This window comes from Pseudomonas sp. PB3P13, from assembly GCF_054897735.1.
The window spans coordinates 5,122,061-5,135,594 of the sequence record NZ_CM142702.1; the positions used below are offsets into that span (position 1 = coordinate 5,122,061).

Here is a 13,534-nt window from a genome sequence, read left to right on the forward strand (position 1 = left end):
GCGCACTTCAAACCAATGTGGGAGCGAGCCTGCTCGCGATGGCGGCTTAACAGTCAACATAGACGTTGAATGGGATGGCCTCATCGCGAGCAAGCTCGCTCCCACAGTTTTTACAGTGCTGTGATTCAGGACAGTCTTTCGAACTTCAAATCCCACACGCCATGCCCAAGACGTTCACCGCGGCGTTCGAACTTGGTGATCGGCCGCTCGGCCGGACGCGGCACGCACTTGCCGTCTTCAGCGAGGTTGCGATAACCCGGCGCGCCGCTCATCACTTCCAGCATGTACTCGGCGTACGGTTCCCAGTCGGTGGCCATGTGCAGCACACCACCGACCTTCAATTTGCTGCGCACCAGTTCCGCGAACGACGCCTGAACAATACGGCGCTTGTGGTGACGGCTCTTGTGCCACGGGTCCGGGAAAAACAGCATCAGGCGATCAAGGCTGTTATCGGCGATGCAACGGTTGAGCACTTCGATCGCGTCGCAGTCGTAGACGCGCAAGTTGGTCAGGCCCTGTGTCAGCACGCCATTGAGCAACGCGCCAACCCCCGGGCGGTGCACTTCCACGCCGATGAAATCCTGTTCCGGCGACGCCGCCGCCATTTCCAGCAGCGAGTGCCCCATGCCAAAACCGATTTCCAGCGAGCGCGGTGCCGAGCGACCAAACACTTGGTCGTAGTCGACCGGCGCATCGGCCAGTGGCAGCACGAACAGCGGCGTGCCTTGATCCAGACCGCGTTGCTGGCCTTCGGTCATGCGCCCGGCGCGCATCACGAAACTCTTGATGCGGCGGTGTTGGCGCTCGTCGCCTTCTTCCGTCTGGACGGGCGTGTCGTTCGATTCAGTCATCAATGGCTCTTACTTGATCAGACCATCCAGCGGCGAGGAGGCGCTGGCATAGAGTTTTTTCGGCATGCGACCGGCGAGGTAGGCCAGGCGGCCCGCGACGATCGCGTGTTTCATGGCTTCAGCCATCATGACTGGCTGCTGGGCATGGGCGATGGCCGAGTTCATCAGCACTGCTTCACAACCCAGTTCCATGGCGATGGTGGCATCGGAAGCAGTGCCGACACCGGCATCCACCAACACCGGAATCTTGGCTTCTTCGAGGATGATCTGCAGATTGTACGGGTTGCAGATCCCCAGGCCCGTGCCGATCAGACCGGCCAGCGGCATGACCGCGATGCAGCCAATTTCTGCCAGTTGACGGGCGATGATCGGGTCATCGCTGGTGTAGACCATCACGTCGAAGCCTTCCTTGACCAGCACTTCGGCGGCCTTGAGGGTCTCGATCACGTTAGGGAACAGGGTTTTCTGGTCCGCCAGCACTTCCAGCTTCACCAGGTTGTGGCCGCCGAGCAGCTCACGGGCCAGGCGACAGGTGCGCACAGCCTCAGTGGCGTCAAAGCAACCCGCGGTGTTCGGCAGAAAGGTGTAGCAATCCGGCGAGAGGACTTCGAGCAGGTTCGGTTCACCCGGAGTCTGGCCGAGGTTGGTACGGCGCACAGCGAAAGTGACGATCTCGGCACCCGAGGCTTCGGTGGCCAGGCGGGTTTCTTCCATGTCGCGATACTTGCCGGTACCCACCAGCAAACGCGACTGGAAAGTACGACCGGCCAGGACGAAAGGCTTGTCGTTACGAACGATGCTCATGGGAAATCCTCTGCTGGGGTGAGGTTCTTGCACAATTCTGTGCCGATGCGGATAGAGCGACTAGCCGCCGCCGATGGCGTGCACGACTTCTATTGAGTCGCCGTCATTAAGCGTGGTTTCTGCGTGTTGGCTGCGCGGGACGATATCCAGATTGAGTTCGACCGCCACCCGGCGTCCGGTCAGTTCCAGACGGGTCAGCAGGGCCGCAACGGTTTCACCGTCGGGCAGTTCAAGGGATTCGCCGTTCAACTGAATGCGCATACCGTAAGGCCGCCATCATTTTAGGGGCTGGCATTCTAGCCCGATCAGTCTTGGCGACCCAAGTCATTCGTCTTGAAATGGACTGGCCGGTCAACTCAACCGCCAGGCGGGGCTTCTGCAGCACGGACTAACCCTGCAATACCTTTAGGCTTTCGGCCACTGCGGATCCGTCTATATTTCTCGCTTCGCTTACAAATCAACCGCCAATGCTCATCCATGCAAGGAGGGCCCGTGACGCGCCTGCGATCGACAGCCAACATCCCTGCCATCGACGGCTTGCGCGCGGTGGCAGTGCTGAGCGTGATGATCTTTCACGCCGACTTCCTGGATGTACTGCCAGGCGGTTTTACCGGCGTCGACATTTTCTTCGTCATCTCCGGGTACGTCATCAGCCAGTCACTTTCCGGCCGCTCCGATCAGGGCTTTGCTGCGTATCTGACCGGTTTCTATCGTCGCCGTCTGCTTCGCATCGTGCCGGCACTGCTGGTGGTTCTGCTGACCTGCAGCCTGCTCTCCACGATGTTCGTGCCGCAAACCTGGCTTAGCCAGCAAAATGACAACACCGGCCTCGCGGCTTTTTTTGGTTTGAGCAACTTTTTGCTGGCATGGAACACCGACACCTATTTCTCCCCGTCCGTCTTGCTCAACCCCTACACCCACACCTGGACGCTGGCCGTGGAGGAGCAGTTCTACCTCATATTCCCGCTGATCTATCTCGCCTGGTTGCGCTACAAGGATCGGCACAGATTCGTCTGGCTTATCCTGCCGCTGCTGGCGTTGATATCACTGGTCCTGAGTGCCTTTCAAACACGGGACAGCCCACTCGAAGCGTTTTATCTGCTACCCGGCCGATTCTGGGAGCTCGCCGCCGGAGCCATTCTTTATCAGCTGATCGGGACTGGACGGTTCACCGTGCGCTCGCCTGCCAGCCTGCTTCACGGCGGGTTGGCACTGATCATCGGCGGGTTGTTGCTTGCCAACGAAAACCGGTTTCCGTTCCCCTGGGCACTTGTCACCGTTTCGGGCACCTTGCTCGTCATAACCGCTGTGGTGCAGCAAACGGGTGCGCCATCCTGGCCCTTGCGATTGCTGCAGTCGTCGCCTGCAACGTATATCGGCCGGCTGTCCTATTCGTTGTATCTCTGGCATTGGCCAGTACTGGTGTTCATGCGCTGGACCCTCGGCCTGGAGCAGCTCGCCGTGCAACTGGCCTACCCGGTTATCGTCATGGCACTCGCGGCAGCGTCCTATCACGGTGTTGAAACACCGTTGCGCAACGGCCGTTACTTGCTACCGCGTCGCGCCTGGATGCCGATAGCCGCGTGTCTCATGGCAATCGGCCTGTCCTGGTCGGCTGCGAGGTGGGTCTCCGATAACCCCGAAGTCCTGTCGCTGAGCAAAACTCGCGATACCTCAACCTGGTTTTCCCGACGGATACCCCCCTACCTGGCCAGCGGCCCGATCGAGGACCCGCAATGGCAGGACCGTCAGCTCTTTGTTATCGGCGATTCGCATGCGGCGGCCTATCGCACAATGTTGAGCATCGCCTCCCGACAACTGGGCATCAAGGTTGTGGAATATGAGCGAGGTGGCTGCGCGGTGGTCAACCTCATGGCACCTGACCCGCAAGGTGCGTGCACGCAGGCGCGGGAAAGCGCTCTGCGTAATGTGGAAGCGCAGGCGAATCCGGGAGACATCGTCTTTCTCGCCTCGTTACGCATGCCAGAGCTGGCCGGCCGCGAGTGGGCCCGAGGGGATACAGAAGTGCTCGACGAGGCACTTTCTGAACTCACGCCGCAACGGATCGCAGGCGCCCAAGCTTCCGCCGAGGCCGTGCTGAACCGCCTGATGGCCGCCAAGGTGCACGTGCTGATCGATGCTCCCAAGCCTCTCTTCAAAGCCCCACCCTATCGTTGTTCGGACTGGTTCAACCGGATGAACCCGATCTGCACCCCCGGATTCACCATGGAAAGAGACCAGCTGGAACAGTTACGAGCTCCTCAGATGGCACTGGTCGACCGGCTGACACGTCTATACCCCATGCTTGAGGTGTGGGACCCGCTGCCGCTTTTGTGCCCGGGCCGGACCTGCTCAGCCTTTGCCGACGATAAACCGCTTTTTCGCGACGCTGATCACCTCAGCGGATATGGCAACCGCGTTCTCGAGCCGGACTTTACCCGGGCACTGCTGACCGCCTTGAAAAATGCGGGCTGATGCAGCCATAACTTTACCGACCATTTCAAAAAGACTGCACGGTCAGCTCAACCTCCACGCGCCAAGGCCCAGGCAAAGCCAGCCGATCAAGAATGCCAAGCCACCAAAGGGTGTGATGATCCCAAGCTTGCTGATGCCGGTCATTGTCAGTATGTACAGGCTGCCGGAAAACAACAGGATACCGACGGCAAACGCCACGCCGGCCCACGTCACCCATCGGCCGGGAATCTGCGTCGCCAGCAGCGCTACGCCTAACAGCGCCAGGGTGTGCACCAGTTGGTAAGTCACGCCGGTATGGAAAATCGCCAGATATTCGGATGACAGGCGGCTTTTGAGGCCGTGGGCGGCAAACGCGCCCAATGCAACGCCGGTGAAACCGAAAAAAGCGGCCAGCATCAGAAAGCCACGCAGCATGAAGAACTCCAGTCAGACTCGATCCACAGGGTCTGTATAATGGCCCGCTCAACGGGTTCGGCCAAGCCATCTCTATGCTGCGTTTATTTTTGCGACGTTTTATCAAAGCCCTGCTGTGGTTCACCGGTGGCAGCATTTTGCTGGTTCTGATTTTCCGGGTGGTCCCGCCACCGGGGACGGCGCTGATGGTCGAGCGCAAGATCGAATCGTGGATCGACGGCGAGCCGATCGATCTGCAGCGCACCTGGAAACCCTGGGATGAAATATCGGATGACTTCAAACTGGCGGTGATCGCTGGCGAAGACCAAAAATTCCCGGAACACTGGGGTTTCGACTTCGGGGCGATCCAGAAAGCGTTGGCGCATAACGAACTCGGCGGTACGGTGCGGGGCGCCAGCACCCTGAGCCAGCAGGTCTCGAAAAACCTGTTTCTATGGTCGGGGCGCAGCTGGTTGCGAAAAGGGCTGGAAGCGTGGTTCACCGGACTGATTGAAGTGTTGTGGCCCAAGCAGCGAATTCTTGAGGTTTACCTCAACAGCGTCGAGCTGGATAAAGGTGTATTTGGCGCTGAAGCAGCTGCCCGGCATCACTTTGGCGTGAGCGCCCGGTCGTTGTCACGGCAACAGGCGAGTTTGCTGGCGGCCGTTCTACCCAACCCGCGGGTCTGGAACGCCAGCCGCCCAACCAGTTACGTCGCCCGCCGGGCCGGGTGGATTCGCCAGCAGATGAATCAGTTGGGCGGTGACAGCTATCTGGTAGGGCTCAACGATTCTCGTCGGGCGCCGTGGGCGCAATAACACCGCAAATCCCTTGTGGGAGCGAGCCCGCTCGCGATAGCGGTGGATCAGTCAATGAAGTGTCGACTGACACACCGACAGCGCGAGCAGGCTCGCTTGTATATTGGTTTTGTATCGACGCAAAAAAAACCGGGCACAAATGAAAACGCCCCGATCATCACTGATCGGGGCGTTTTTTATTGCCGGCGCGCCGGTTATGCGGCGATCGACAACTTGAGCTTGTTCATCGCGCTCTTTTCAAGCTGACGAATCCGCTCGGCCGACACGTTGTACTTCTGCGCCAGGTCGTGCAGCGTAGCTTTCTCTTCAGCCAACCAGCGCTGATAAAGAATGTCACGGCTGCGGTCGTCCAGCACTTCCAGCGCTTCGTGCAGGTTGTGGTTGGAGTTGTCGCTCCAGTCGGCATCTTCCAGTTGACGGGCCGGGTCGTACCGGTGGTCCTCCAGATAGTTGGCCGGCGATTGGAAGGCGCTGTCGTCGTCGGCTTCAGCAGCCGGGTCGAAGGCCATGTCATGGCCGGTCAGGCGACTTTCCATCTCGCGAACTTCCCGCGGCTCTACACCGAGGCTTTCCGCCACACGGTGGACTTCCTCGTTGTTCAACCATGCCAGACGTTTCTTCTGGCTGCGCAGGTTGAAGAACAATTTGCGCTGGGCCTTGGTGGTCGCGACTTTCACGATGCGCCAGTTGCGCAGGATGAACTCGTGAATTTCCGCCTTGATCCAGTGCACGGCGAACGACACCAGACGCACACCCATTTCCGGGTTGAAGCGCTTCACGGCCTTCATCAGGCCGACGTTACCTTCCTGGATCAGGTCAGCCTGAGCCAGACCGTAGCCGGAATAGCTACGGGCGATGTGTACGACAAAACGCAGGTGGGCGAGCACCATCTGCCGAGCCGCCCCCAAATCCTGCTCATAGTAGAGACTCTCGGCCAGTTCACGCTCCTGCTCCGGCGTCAGCAGTGGAATGCTGTTCACCGTGTGCACATACGCCTCCAGGTTCGCACCTGGGACCAGAGCATATGCAGGTTGCAAAGAATTGGTCATACGAAAAAACCTCCGTCTTACATAACTCGTGCAGTTCAGCACTGCGAAAATTGACCGGAAACCAAAAGACAAGTTCCCCCAAAAACTGAAAGGTCAATACGCGCAAAAGATACTACTTCGGCGCCAACTCCCTGAGATGACGAGCGACTGCAATCCATGCACCGATATAACCCAACAGCAACGCGCCGAGCAAGAGCGACAGACCGTCTGCCGCTGGCACTCCCGCCAGCGCAAAATCACTGCCGTACAAGCCGGCCAGCCCAACTACCGCATCGTTCAACCAATCAAGTCCGAAGGCCAGAACGCCCCAGGACAAAACCCCGGCACCCAACCCGTACAGCGCGCCCATGTAAAGGAAAGGCCTGCGCACATAGCTGTCAGTGCCACCGACGAGTTTAATCACTTCTATCTCTGTGCGGCGGTTTTCAATATGAAGACGAATGGTATTGCCTATCACCAAAAGTAATGCAGAAACCAGAAGCACGGTCAGACCGAAGACAAAACGGTCGCCCAGCTTGAGGATGGCTGCCAAACGCTCGACCCAGACTAGATCAAGTTGCGCCATTTGTACCTTGGGCAATTCGGAAAGTTTTTGTCGTAATGCTTCAAGCGCGGGCTTGTCGACCTCGTTCGGGGTGACCAGCACCACCCCGGGGAGCGGATTATCCGGCAGTTCCTTGAGTGCATCGCCCAGCCCGGACTGCTGCTGGAATTCTTCCAGCGCCTGGTCCCGGCCCACATATTCAGCTTCGGCGACACCAGGAATGCCTTTGATCTGCTCACGCAACGCTTCGCCCTCGGTCGGGCTGGCGTCCAGTTGCAAGTACAGCGAAATCTGCGCCGCCCGCTGCCAGGAACCGCCCAGACGCTCGACGTTATTCAGCAGAAGTGACAGGCCCATCGGCAGACTGAGCGCCACAGCCATCACCATGCAGGTGAAAAAACTACCAATCGGCTGCTTGCCCAAACGACGCAAGCTGTCGAGCAGACTCGCACGATGGCTTTCAATCCAGGCACGCAACAGTGTGGCGAAATCCGGGCCATCGTCCTCGTCGCGTTTCTTTTTCGGCGCCTGCGGGTCGGCGGCTTTCGGCGCTACTCGCTCAGACACCTTGGGGCTGCGTGTCGCACTCATACGCCTGCCTCCCCGTCGCCGATCAAGCGGCCGCGTTGCAAAGTGAGCATGCGGTGACGCATGCGGGCGATCAGTGCCAGGTCATGGCTGGCGATCAGTACGCTGGTGCCCAGACGATTGATGTCTTCGAACACGCCCATGATCTCGGCGGCCAGACGCGGGTCAAGGTTACCGGTGGGTTCATCGGCAAGCAGCAAGGCCGGGCGATGGACGATGGCGCGGGCGATGCCCACGCGCTGTTGCTGACCGGTGGACAGATCGCCGGGGTACAGATCGGTCTTGTCCGAGAGCGCCACGCGCTCCAGAGCCGAATCCACGCGCTTGGCGATTTCGGCTTTGGACAAACCAAGGATCTGCAACGGCAGCGCGACGTTGTTGAACACCGTTCGATCGAACAGCAGTTGGTGATTCTGGAACACCACGCCGATCTGCCGACGCAGGAATGGAATCTGCGCGTTACTGATGGTGCCGAGGTCTTGCCCGGCCAGCAGCAATTTGCCGGTGGTCGGACGCTCCATGGCCAGCAACAGGCGCAACAGCGTGCTTTTGCCGGCACCGGAATGGCCGGTGACAAACAGAAACTCGCCGCGACGCACTCGAAAGCTCAGCTCATGCAAGCCGACGTGACCGTTCGGGTAGCGTTTACCGACCTGTTCGAAACGAATCATGAACGCTCCCGCTCGGCAAACAATGCCTGGACAAAGGGTTCTGCTTCAAAGGTACGCAAATCATCGATGCCTTCACCGACACCAATGTAGCGAATCGGCAGACCGAACTGCTTGGCCAGGGCGAAAATCACCCCGCCCTTGGCGGTGCCGTCGAGTTTGGTCAGGGCCAAACCCGTCAGCTCGACGGTCTGGTGAAATTGCTTGGCCTGGCTGATGGCGTTTTGGCCGGTGCCCGCGTCGAGCACCAACAGCACTTCGTGCGGCGCATCGGCGTCGAGTTTGCTGATGACCCGGCGAACCTTTTTCAGTTCTTCCATCAGATTGTCTTTGGTGTGCAGACGACCGGCGGTGTCGGCGATCAACACATCGATGCCACGAGCCTTGGCGGCCTGTACGGCGTCGAAAATCACCGAGGCGGAATCGGCGCCGGTGTGCTGGGCGATGACCGGGATCTTGTTGCGCTCACCCCAGACCTGCAACTGCTCGACGGCAGCGGCACGGAAAGTATCGCCAGCCGCGAGCATCACTTTCTTGCCTTCAAGCTGCAGCTTCTTGGCGAGTTTGCCGATGGTGGTGGTTTTGCCGGCGCCATTGACGCCAACGACCAGAATCACGAACGGCTTGTTCTGCGAAGTGATTTTCAACGGCTGCTCGACAGGCTTGAGCATCGCCGCGAGTTCAGCTTGCAAGGATTTGTACAGCGCAGCGGCGTCGGCCAGTTCCTTGCGCGCGACCTTTTGCGTCAGACGCTGAATGATCACCGAGGTCGCTTCGACACCGACATCAGCTGTCAGCAGACGGGTCTCGATGTCTTCGAGCAGCTCGTCATCGATAATCTTTTTGCCGAGGAACAGGCTCGCCATGCCTTCGCCAATGCTGGCGCTGGTCTTGGACAGGCCTTGCTTGAGGCGGGCAAAAAAACCGGCTTTGTTTTCTTCGGTGCGCGGCGGCTCGACGGGGCTGTCGACCGGCGCAACGGGCTCGGCGACTGCGGGAGCCGTAACAGGCGCTGGCGCTGCAATTGCGGGCTCAACCGGAGCAACCGGAGCAATGACAGCCGGTAACTCTGCGACCACAGGCGGGGGCTCGACCACCACTGCCGGTTCAATCACCGGCGTTGGAACAGCCTCGGGAGAAAACGCAGCGGGCGCCGGGATGGGCGGTGCGACATGCGCAAATTGCTCATCTTCAACCAGCGCCACCGGCTCTTCCGCCACTGGCAAGGTCAGCCATGGCTCGCCAGCAGGCGTCAACGGCTGCTCAGTGAAAATTTCCGGTTCAGCCGCTATATCCGGCTGCAGCACGGGCTCGGCGATCGGCAAGACAATCGGCGCCGGCTCTTCTTCCATAAGCGGCGCGGGCGTTGGCTCGGGAAGTGGCTGTGGCTGTTCGACGACGGGTTCCTGCGGTTTTTTGCGCAGCCATCCGAACAGGCTTTTTTTCTCGCCAGCCGCAGCTGGGGCTTTCTTGTCGTCGTTGGAACCAAACATGGAGGACGGCTATCTCACGGTGGCGACGCGCCATGGGCGCCTCGGCAATTAAATATTCGATGCGGAACAGACTCTGATTTGCATAGCTTGTTCACACGCAACAATTTGTAGAGGCGCTCATCGGCATCTCAAGAACCATATAACGCAGGACTGTAGCGGTAAGATCGGCGAAAACACTGAATCCCGCTGATAAAAATCAGCTTACCGTCATAAACCCATACAACCTGACCAGGCAATCAGGCCTGATAGGCGTGGCCGCCGCTCTAACGGGTCAGTATCCTAGCACCCTCTCGCCCGCCGACGCTAAGACCTAGCGGGCAGCCCCAAAGGTTTAAAAACGAATGAATGCTTTTGTCCGCCGCGCTGCAGGCCTGCTGCTCAGCACAGTTTGTCTGCCATTTTCAGTCTTCGCTGCCGACCCGCAACCCACCCACGAATTCACCCTCGACAATGGCCTGAAGGTCGTCGTGCGCGAAGATCATCGCGCTCCGGTGGTCGTTTCTCAGGTCTGGTACAAGGTCGGCTCCAGTTACGAGACGCCGGGCCAAACCGGTTTGTCCCACGCCCTGGAACACATGATGTTCAAGGGCAGCGAGAAAGTCGGGCCCGGCGAAGCGTCGTTGATCCTGCGCGACCTCGGCGCCGAAGAAAACGCCTTCACCAGCGACGACTTCACCGCGTATTACCAGGTGCTGGCCCGCGATCGGCTCGGGGTTGCCTTCGAGCTGGAAGCCGATCGCATGGCCAGCTTGCGCTTGCCAGCCGACGAGTTTGCCCGCGAGATCGAAGTCATCAAGGAAGAACGCCGTTTGCGAACCGACGACAAGCCGATGTCCAAGGCCTATGAACGCTTCAAGGCCATGGCGTATCCCGCCAGCGGCTACCACACGCCGACCATCGGCTGGATGGCTGACCTTGACCGGATGAAGGTCGAGGAACTGCGCCACTGGTATCAATCCTGGTACGCACCGAACAACGCCACGCTGGTGGTGGTCGGCGACGTTACTCCAGACGAAGTCAAAACCCTGGCCCAACGTTATTTCGGCCCGATCGCCAAGCGCGAGATACCGGCAGCGAAAATCCCGCTGGAGCTGGCTGAACCTGGCGAACGGCAGCTTACTCTGCACGTACAGACTCAGTTGCCCAGCCTGATGCTGGGCTTCAACGTGCCAAGTATCGCCACCGCCGACGACAAGCGCCTGGTGAATGCACTGCGCCTGATCTCGGCCCTGCTCGACGGCGGCTACAGCGGACGCATCCCGACGCAACTGGAACGCGGTGAAGAGCTGGTCTCTGGTGGCTCGTCGAGTTACGACGCCTACACCCGCGGCGACAGCCTGTTCACCCTGTCGGCCACGCCGAACATCCAGAAAAACGTCACCATGGCGCAGACCGAAGCCGGCCTGTGGAAGCTGCTCGATCAGCTGAAAACCACCGCGCCGTCCGCCGAAGAGCTGGAACGCGTGCGTGCGCAGGTCATCGCCGGTCTGGTGTATGAGCGCGATTCGATCACCAGCCAGGCCACCGCCATTGGCCAACTGGAAACCGTCGGCCTGTCGTGGAAACTGATGGACAGCGAACTCGCCGACCTGGAAAGCGTGACCCCGGAAGATATCCAGAAAGCCGCCAAGCGCTATTTCATTCGCGAACGTCTCAGCGTCGCCCATGTACTGCCACAGGAGACGACTCATGAGTGAGCGTAAAAATTCGCGCCTGGCGCTGATCGGCCTCGTTGTCGTCGCACTGATCGGCTCTGCCGTTTTCTATTTTTCGAAGACCGATGAGTCCAATGCCAGCGAAGCGCTGGACAAGGCCAAGGCCAGCCAGAAACTGCAATCGCTGACCGAACTCAACGGCAAGGCGCCCAGCCATCGTTCGCTGAACGTGCAAACGTGGAACACCGCCGAAGGCGCCAAGGTGATGTTTGTCGAAGCCCGCGAATTGCCGATGTTCGACATGCGCCTGATTTTCTCCGCCGGCAGCAGCCAGGACGGCAGCGCACCTGGCCTGGCCGTGCTGACCAACGCCATGCTCAATGAAGGTGTCGCCGGCAAAGACGTCGGGGCCATCGCTCAAGGCTTCGAAGGCCTCGGCGCGGACTTTGGCAACGGCGCTTTCAAAGACATGGCGCTGGCCTCATTGCGCAGCCTGAGTGCAGCGGACAAGCGCGAGCCTGCGCTGAAACTGTTTTCCGAAGTGGTTGGCAAACCGACTTTCCCCGCCGACTCCTTCGCACGCATTAAAAACCAGATGCTGGCGGGCTTCGAATACCAGAAACAGAACCCCGGCAAGCTGGCCAGCATCGAGCTGATGAACCGCTTGTACGGCGATCACCCTTACGCCCACTCCAGCGATGGCACGGCGAAAAGCATTCCGTCGATTACCGAGGCGCAACTGCGCTCTTTCCATGCGAAGGCCTACGCCGCCGGTAACGTGGTGATTGCGTTGGTGGGCGATTTGTCGCGCAGCGAAGCCGAGGCAATTGCCGCTCAGGTTTCCGCGGCACTGCCTGCAGGGCCGGCATTGCCGAAACTGGCGCAACCGGCCGAGCCGGCCGCCAGCATTGGCCACATCGAGTTTCCGTCCAAGCAGACCAACCTGATGCTCGCGCAGTTGGGCATCGATCGCGATGATCCGGACTACGCCGCCCTGTCCATGGGCAACCAGATCCTCGGTGGCGGTGGTTTCGGTACGCGTTTGATGAGCGAAGTGCGTGAGAAACGTGGCCTCGCGTATGGCGTGTACTCGGGTTTCACTCCGATGCAGGCGCGTGGTCCGTTCATGATCAACCTGCAAACCCGCGCGGAAATGAGCGAAGGCACGTTGAAGCTGGTACAGGACGTGCTCGCCGATTACCTGAAAACCGGCCCCACCGAAAAAGAACTCGACGACGCCAAGCGTGAACTGGCCGGCAGCTTCCCGCTGTCCACCGCCAGCAACGCCGATATCGTCGGGCAGCTCGGCGCCATGGGTTTCTACAACCTGCCGCTGAACTATCTGGAAGACTTCATGCAGCAGTCCCAGAGCCTGACCGTCGAACAGGTCAGAACTGCACTGAACAAACACTTGAGCACGGACAAAATGGTCATCGTCAGCGCTGGCCCGACCGTGCCGCAAAAGCCGTTACCGGCACCATCTGATAAACCTGCCGAGCAGCCGCTCGGAGTTCCGGAGCATTGATGGCCACTTCCCGTCCAAAAAAACCGGTGCACAACGTGCACAACGTGCACAACGGCGTGAACCAGCTGCGCATCATCGGCGGCGAATGGCGCAGTCGCAAGCTGAGCTTCCCGGACGCCCCGGGCTTGCGACCGACACCGGACCGGGTACGTGAAACCCTGTTCAACTGGCTCGCGCCCTATGTTGCCGGAGCCAGGGTGCTGGATCCGTTCGCCGGTAGCGGCGCGCTGTTTCTCGAAGCCTTGTCGCGTGGCGCGGCCATGGGGCAGGCACTGGATGCCAGCAACATCGCGGTGTCGAGCCTTAAAGAACACCTGGGCACATTGCGCTGCACCACCGGCCAGGTGCAGACGGCCGATGCGTTGCGTTATCTGGAAACCCAGACCGCGGTCGCCTACGATCTGGTGTTCCTCGACCCGCCGTTCAATCAGAACCTGTTGCCGGCCGTCTGCACGCTGCTTGAGGAACGTCAGTGGTTGGCCGATGAGGCCTGGGTGTACACCGAAAGTGAGACCGCGCCCTCGACGCTCGGCTTGCCGGGTAACTGGCGGCTGCATCGCGAGCAAAAATCCGGGCGCGTCTACTATTCTTTGTGGCAGCGTATGGCAGAGATCGCCGGCTAATCGACCGGCTTGAACACGGTGCGTCAGCAATGATGCACCGCTGCATCG

13 protein-coding genes are annotated in these 13,534 nt (G+C 59.8%); 5 read left to right on the forward strand and 8 right to left on the reverse strand.

The window, feature by feature from the left end; genetic code table 11:
* Positions 1-125: 125 nt before the first annotated feature.
* Genes trmB through thiS form a run of 3 tightly spaced genes read right to left on the reverse strand, consistent with a single transcriptional unit; the run spans position 126 to position 1,916 of the window.
* The gene (trmB, locus tag ACYZT1_RS23640) at positions 126-851 is read right to left on the reverse strand and encodes a tRNA (guanosine(46)-N7)-methyltransferase TrmB (protein ID WP_462016942.1); all 726 of its coding nucleotides are present in this window, start codon (positions 849-851) and stop codon (positions 126-128) included.
* A 9-nt stretch (positions 852-860) separates the two neighbouring features.
* Positions 861-1,655, reverse strand: coding sequence for a thiazole synthase (locus ACYZT1_RS23645; protein ID WP_462016943.1), 795 nt, complete (start codon positions 1,653-1,655; stop codon positions 861-863).
* A gap of 60 nt (positions 1,656-1,715) precedes the next feature.
* On the reverse strand, positions 1,716-1,916 hold the full coding sequence (gene thiS, locus ACYZT1_RS23650) for a sulfur carrier protein ThiS (protein WP_454246176.1): 201 nt from the start codon (positions 1,914-1,916) through the stop codon (positions 1,716-1,718).
* A 231-nt stretch (positions 1,917-2,147) separates the two neighbouring features.
* Between thiS and ACYZT1_RS23655 the strand changes: the two genes are divergently transcribed.
* Positions 2,148-4,130: an acyltransferase family protein gene (locus ACYZT1_RS23655; protein WP_462016944.1), complete on the forward strand. Its 1,983-nt coding sequence runs from the start codon at positions 2,148-2,150 to the stop codon at positions 4,128-4,130.
* Between the two features lie 42 nt (positions 4,131-4,172).
* Here the strand turns inward: ACYZT1_RS23655 and ACYZT1_RS23660 are convergent, their stop codons facing one another.
* Positions 4,173-4,544, reverse strand: a complete 372-nt coding sequence (locus tag ACYZT1_RS23660) for a DUF423 domain-containing protein (protein ID WP_462016945.1) — start codon at positions 4,542-4,544, stop codon at positions 4,173-4,175.
* Positions 4,545-4,618: 74 nt separating this feature from the next.
* Between ACYZT1_RS23660 and mtgA the strand changes: the two genes are divergently transcribed.
* Positions 4,619-5,341, forward strand: coding sequence for a monofunctional biosynthetic peptidoglycan transglycosylase (mtgA, locus tag ACYZT1_RS23665; RefSeq protein ID WP_462016946.1), 723 nt, complete (start codon positions 4,619-4,621; stop codon positions 5,339-5,341).
* A gap of 194 nt (positions 5,342-5,535) precedes the next feature.
* Here the strand turns inward: mtgA and rpoH are convergent, their stop codons facing one another.
* The 4 genes from rpoH to ftsY all read right to left on the reverse strand — a co-directional run bounded on the left by rpoH (position 5,536) and on the right by ftsY (position 9,683).
* Positions 5,536-6,390, reverse strand: a complete 855-nt coding sequence (rpoH, locus tag ACYZT1_RS23670) for an RNA polymerase sigma factor RpoH (RefSeq protein WP_007897890.1) — start codon at positions 6,388-6,390, stop codon at positions 5,536-5,538.
* A 112-nt stretch (positions 6,391-6,502) separates the two neighbouring features.
* On the reverse strand, positions 6,503-7,525 hold the full coding sequence (gene ftsX / locus ACYZT1_RS23675) for a permease-like cell division protein FtsX (RefSeq protein ID WP_462016947.1): 1,023 nt from the start codon (positions 7,523-7,525) through the stop codon (positions 6,503-6,505).
* On the reverse strand, positions 7,522-8,193 hold the full coding sequence (ftsE, locus tag ACYZT1_RS23680) for a cell division ATP-binding protein FtsE (protein ID WP_017341290.1): 672 nt from the start codon (positions 8,191-8,193) through the stop codon (positions 7,522-7,524). The genes ftsX and ftsE overlap by 4 nt, the downstream gene beginning before the upstream one ends.
* Positions 8,190-9,683: a signal recognition particle-docking protein FtsY gene (gene ftsY, locus ACYZT1_RS23685; protein ID WP_462016948.1), complete on the reverse strand. Its 1,494-nt coding sequence runs from the start codon at positions 9,681-9,683 to the stop codon at positions 8,190-8,192. The genes ftsE and ftsY overlap by 4 nt, the downstream gene beginning before the upstream one ends.
* A 341-nt stretch (positions 9,684-10,024) precedes the next feature.
* Here ftsY and ACYZT1_RS23690 point away from each other — a divergent pair, with 341 nt between their 5' ends.
* From ACYZT1_RS23690 to rsmD, 3 genes are read left to right on the forward strand one after another with little or no spacing between them, the layout of a single operon-like run.
* Positions 10,025-11,380 carry a M16 family metallopeptidase gene (locus ACYZT1_RS23690; protein ID WP_462016949.1) on the forward strand — a complete coding sequence of 452 codons (1,356 nt, stop codon included), beginning with the start codon at positions 10,025-10,027 and terminating at the stop codon, positions 11,378-11,380.
* Positions 11,373-12,863, forward strand: coding sequence for a M16 family metallopeptidase (locus tag ACYZT1_RS23695; protein WP_462016950.1), 1,491 nt, complete (start codon positions 11,373-11,375; stop codon positions 12,861-12,863). The genes ACYZT1_RS23690 and ACYZT1_RS23695 overlap by 8 nt, the downstream gene beginning before the upstream one ends.
* A complete protein-coding gene (gene rsmD / locus ACYZT1_RS23700; RefSeq protein ID WP_462016951.1) occupies positions 12,863-13,486 on the forward strand; it encodes a 16S rRNA (guanine(966)-N(2))-methyltransferase RsmD in 624 nt (207 codons plus the stop codon). Before ACYZT1_RS23695 ends, rsmD begins: the two co-directional genes overlap by 1 nt.
* The last annotated feature ends 48 nt before the right edge of the window (positions 13,487-13,534 follow it).

Coding starts and splice junctions, on each gene's coding strand:
- trmB (WP_462016942.1), bottom strand. CDS start 851: ATGACTGAATCGAACGACACGCCCGTCCAGACGGAAGAAGGCGACGAG.
- ACYZT1_RS23645 (WP_462016943.1), bottom strand. CDS start 1,655: ATGAGCATCGTTCGTAACGACAAGCCTTTCGTCCTGGCCGGTCGTACT.
- thiS (WP_454246176.1), bottom strand. CDS start 1,916: ATGCGCATTCAGTTGAACGGCGAATCCCTTGAACTGCCCGACGGTGAA.
- ACYZT1_RS23660 (WP_462016945.1), bottom strand. CDS start 4,544: ATGCTGCGTGGCTTTCTGATGCTGGCCGCTTTTTTCGGTTTCACCGGC.
- mtgA (WP_462016946.1), top strand. CDS start 4,619: ATGCTGCGTTTATTTTTGCGACGTTTTATCAAAGCCCTGCTGTGGTTC.
- rpoH (WP_007897890.1), bottom strand. CDS start 6,390: ATGACCAATTCTTTGCAACCTGCATATGCTCTGGTCCCAGGTGCGAAC.
- ftsX (WP_462016947.1), bottom strand. CDS start 7,525: ATGAGTGCGACACGCAGCCCCAAGGTGTCTGAGCGAGTAGCGCCGAAA.
- ftsE (WP_017341290.1), bottom strand. CDS start 8,193: ATGATTCGTTTCGAACAGGTCGGTAAACGCTACCCGAACGGTCACGTC.
- ftsY (WP_462016948.1), bottom strand. CDS start 9,683: ATGTTTGGTTCCAACGACGACAAGAAAGCCCCAGCTGCGGCTGGCGAG.
- ACYZT1_RS23690 (WP_462016949.1), top strand. CDS start 10,025: ATGAATGCTTTTGTCCGCCGCGCTGCAGGCCTGCTGCTCAGCACAGTT.
- ACYZT1_RS23695 (WP_462016950.1), top strand. CDS start 11,373: ATGAGTGAGCGTAAAAATTCGCGCCTGGCGCTGATCGGCCTCGTTGTC.
- rsmD (WP_462016951.1), top strand. CDS start 12,863: ATGGCCACTTCCCGTCCAAAAAAACCGGTGCACAACGTGCACAACGTG.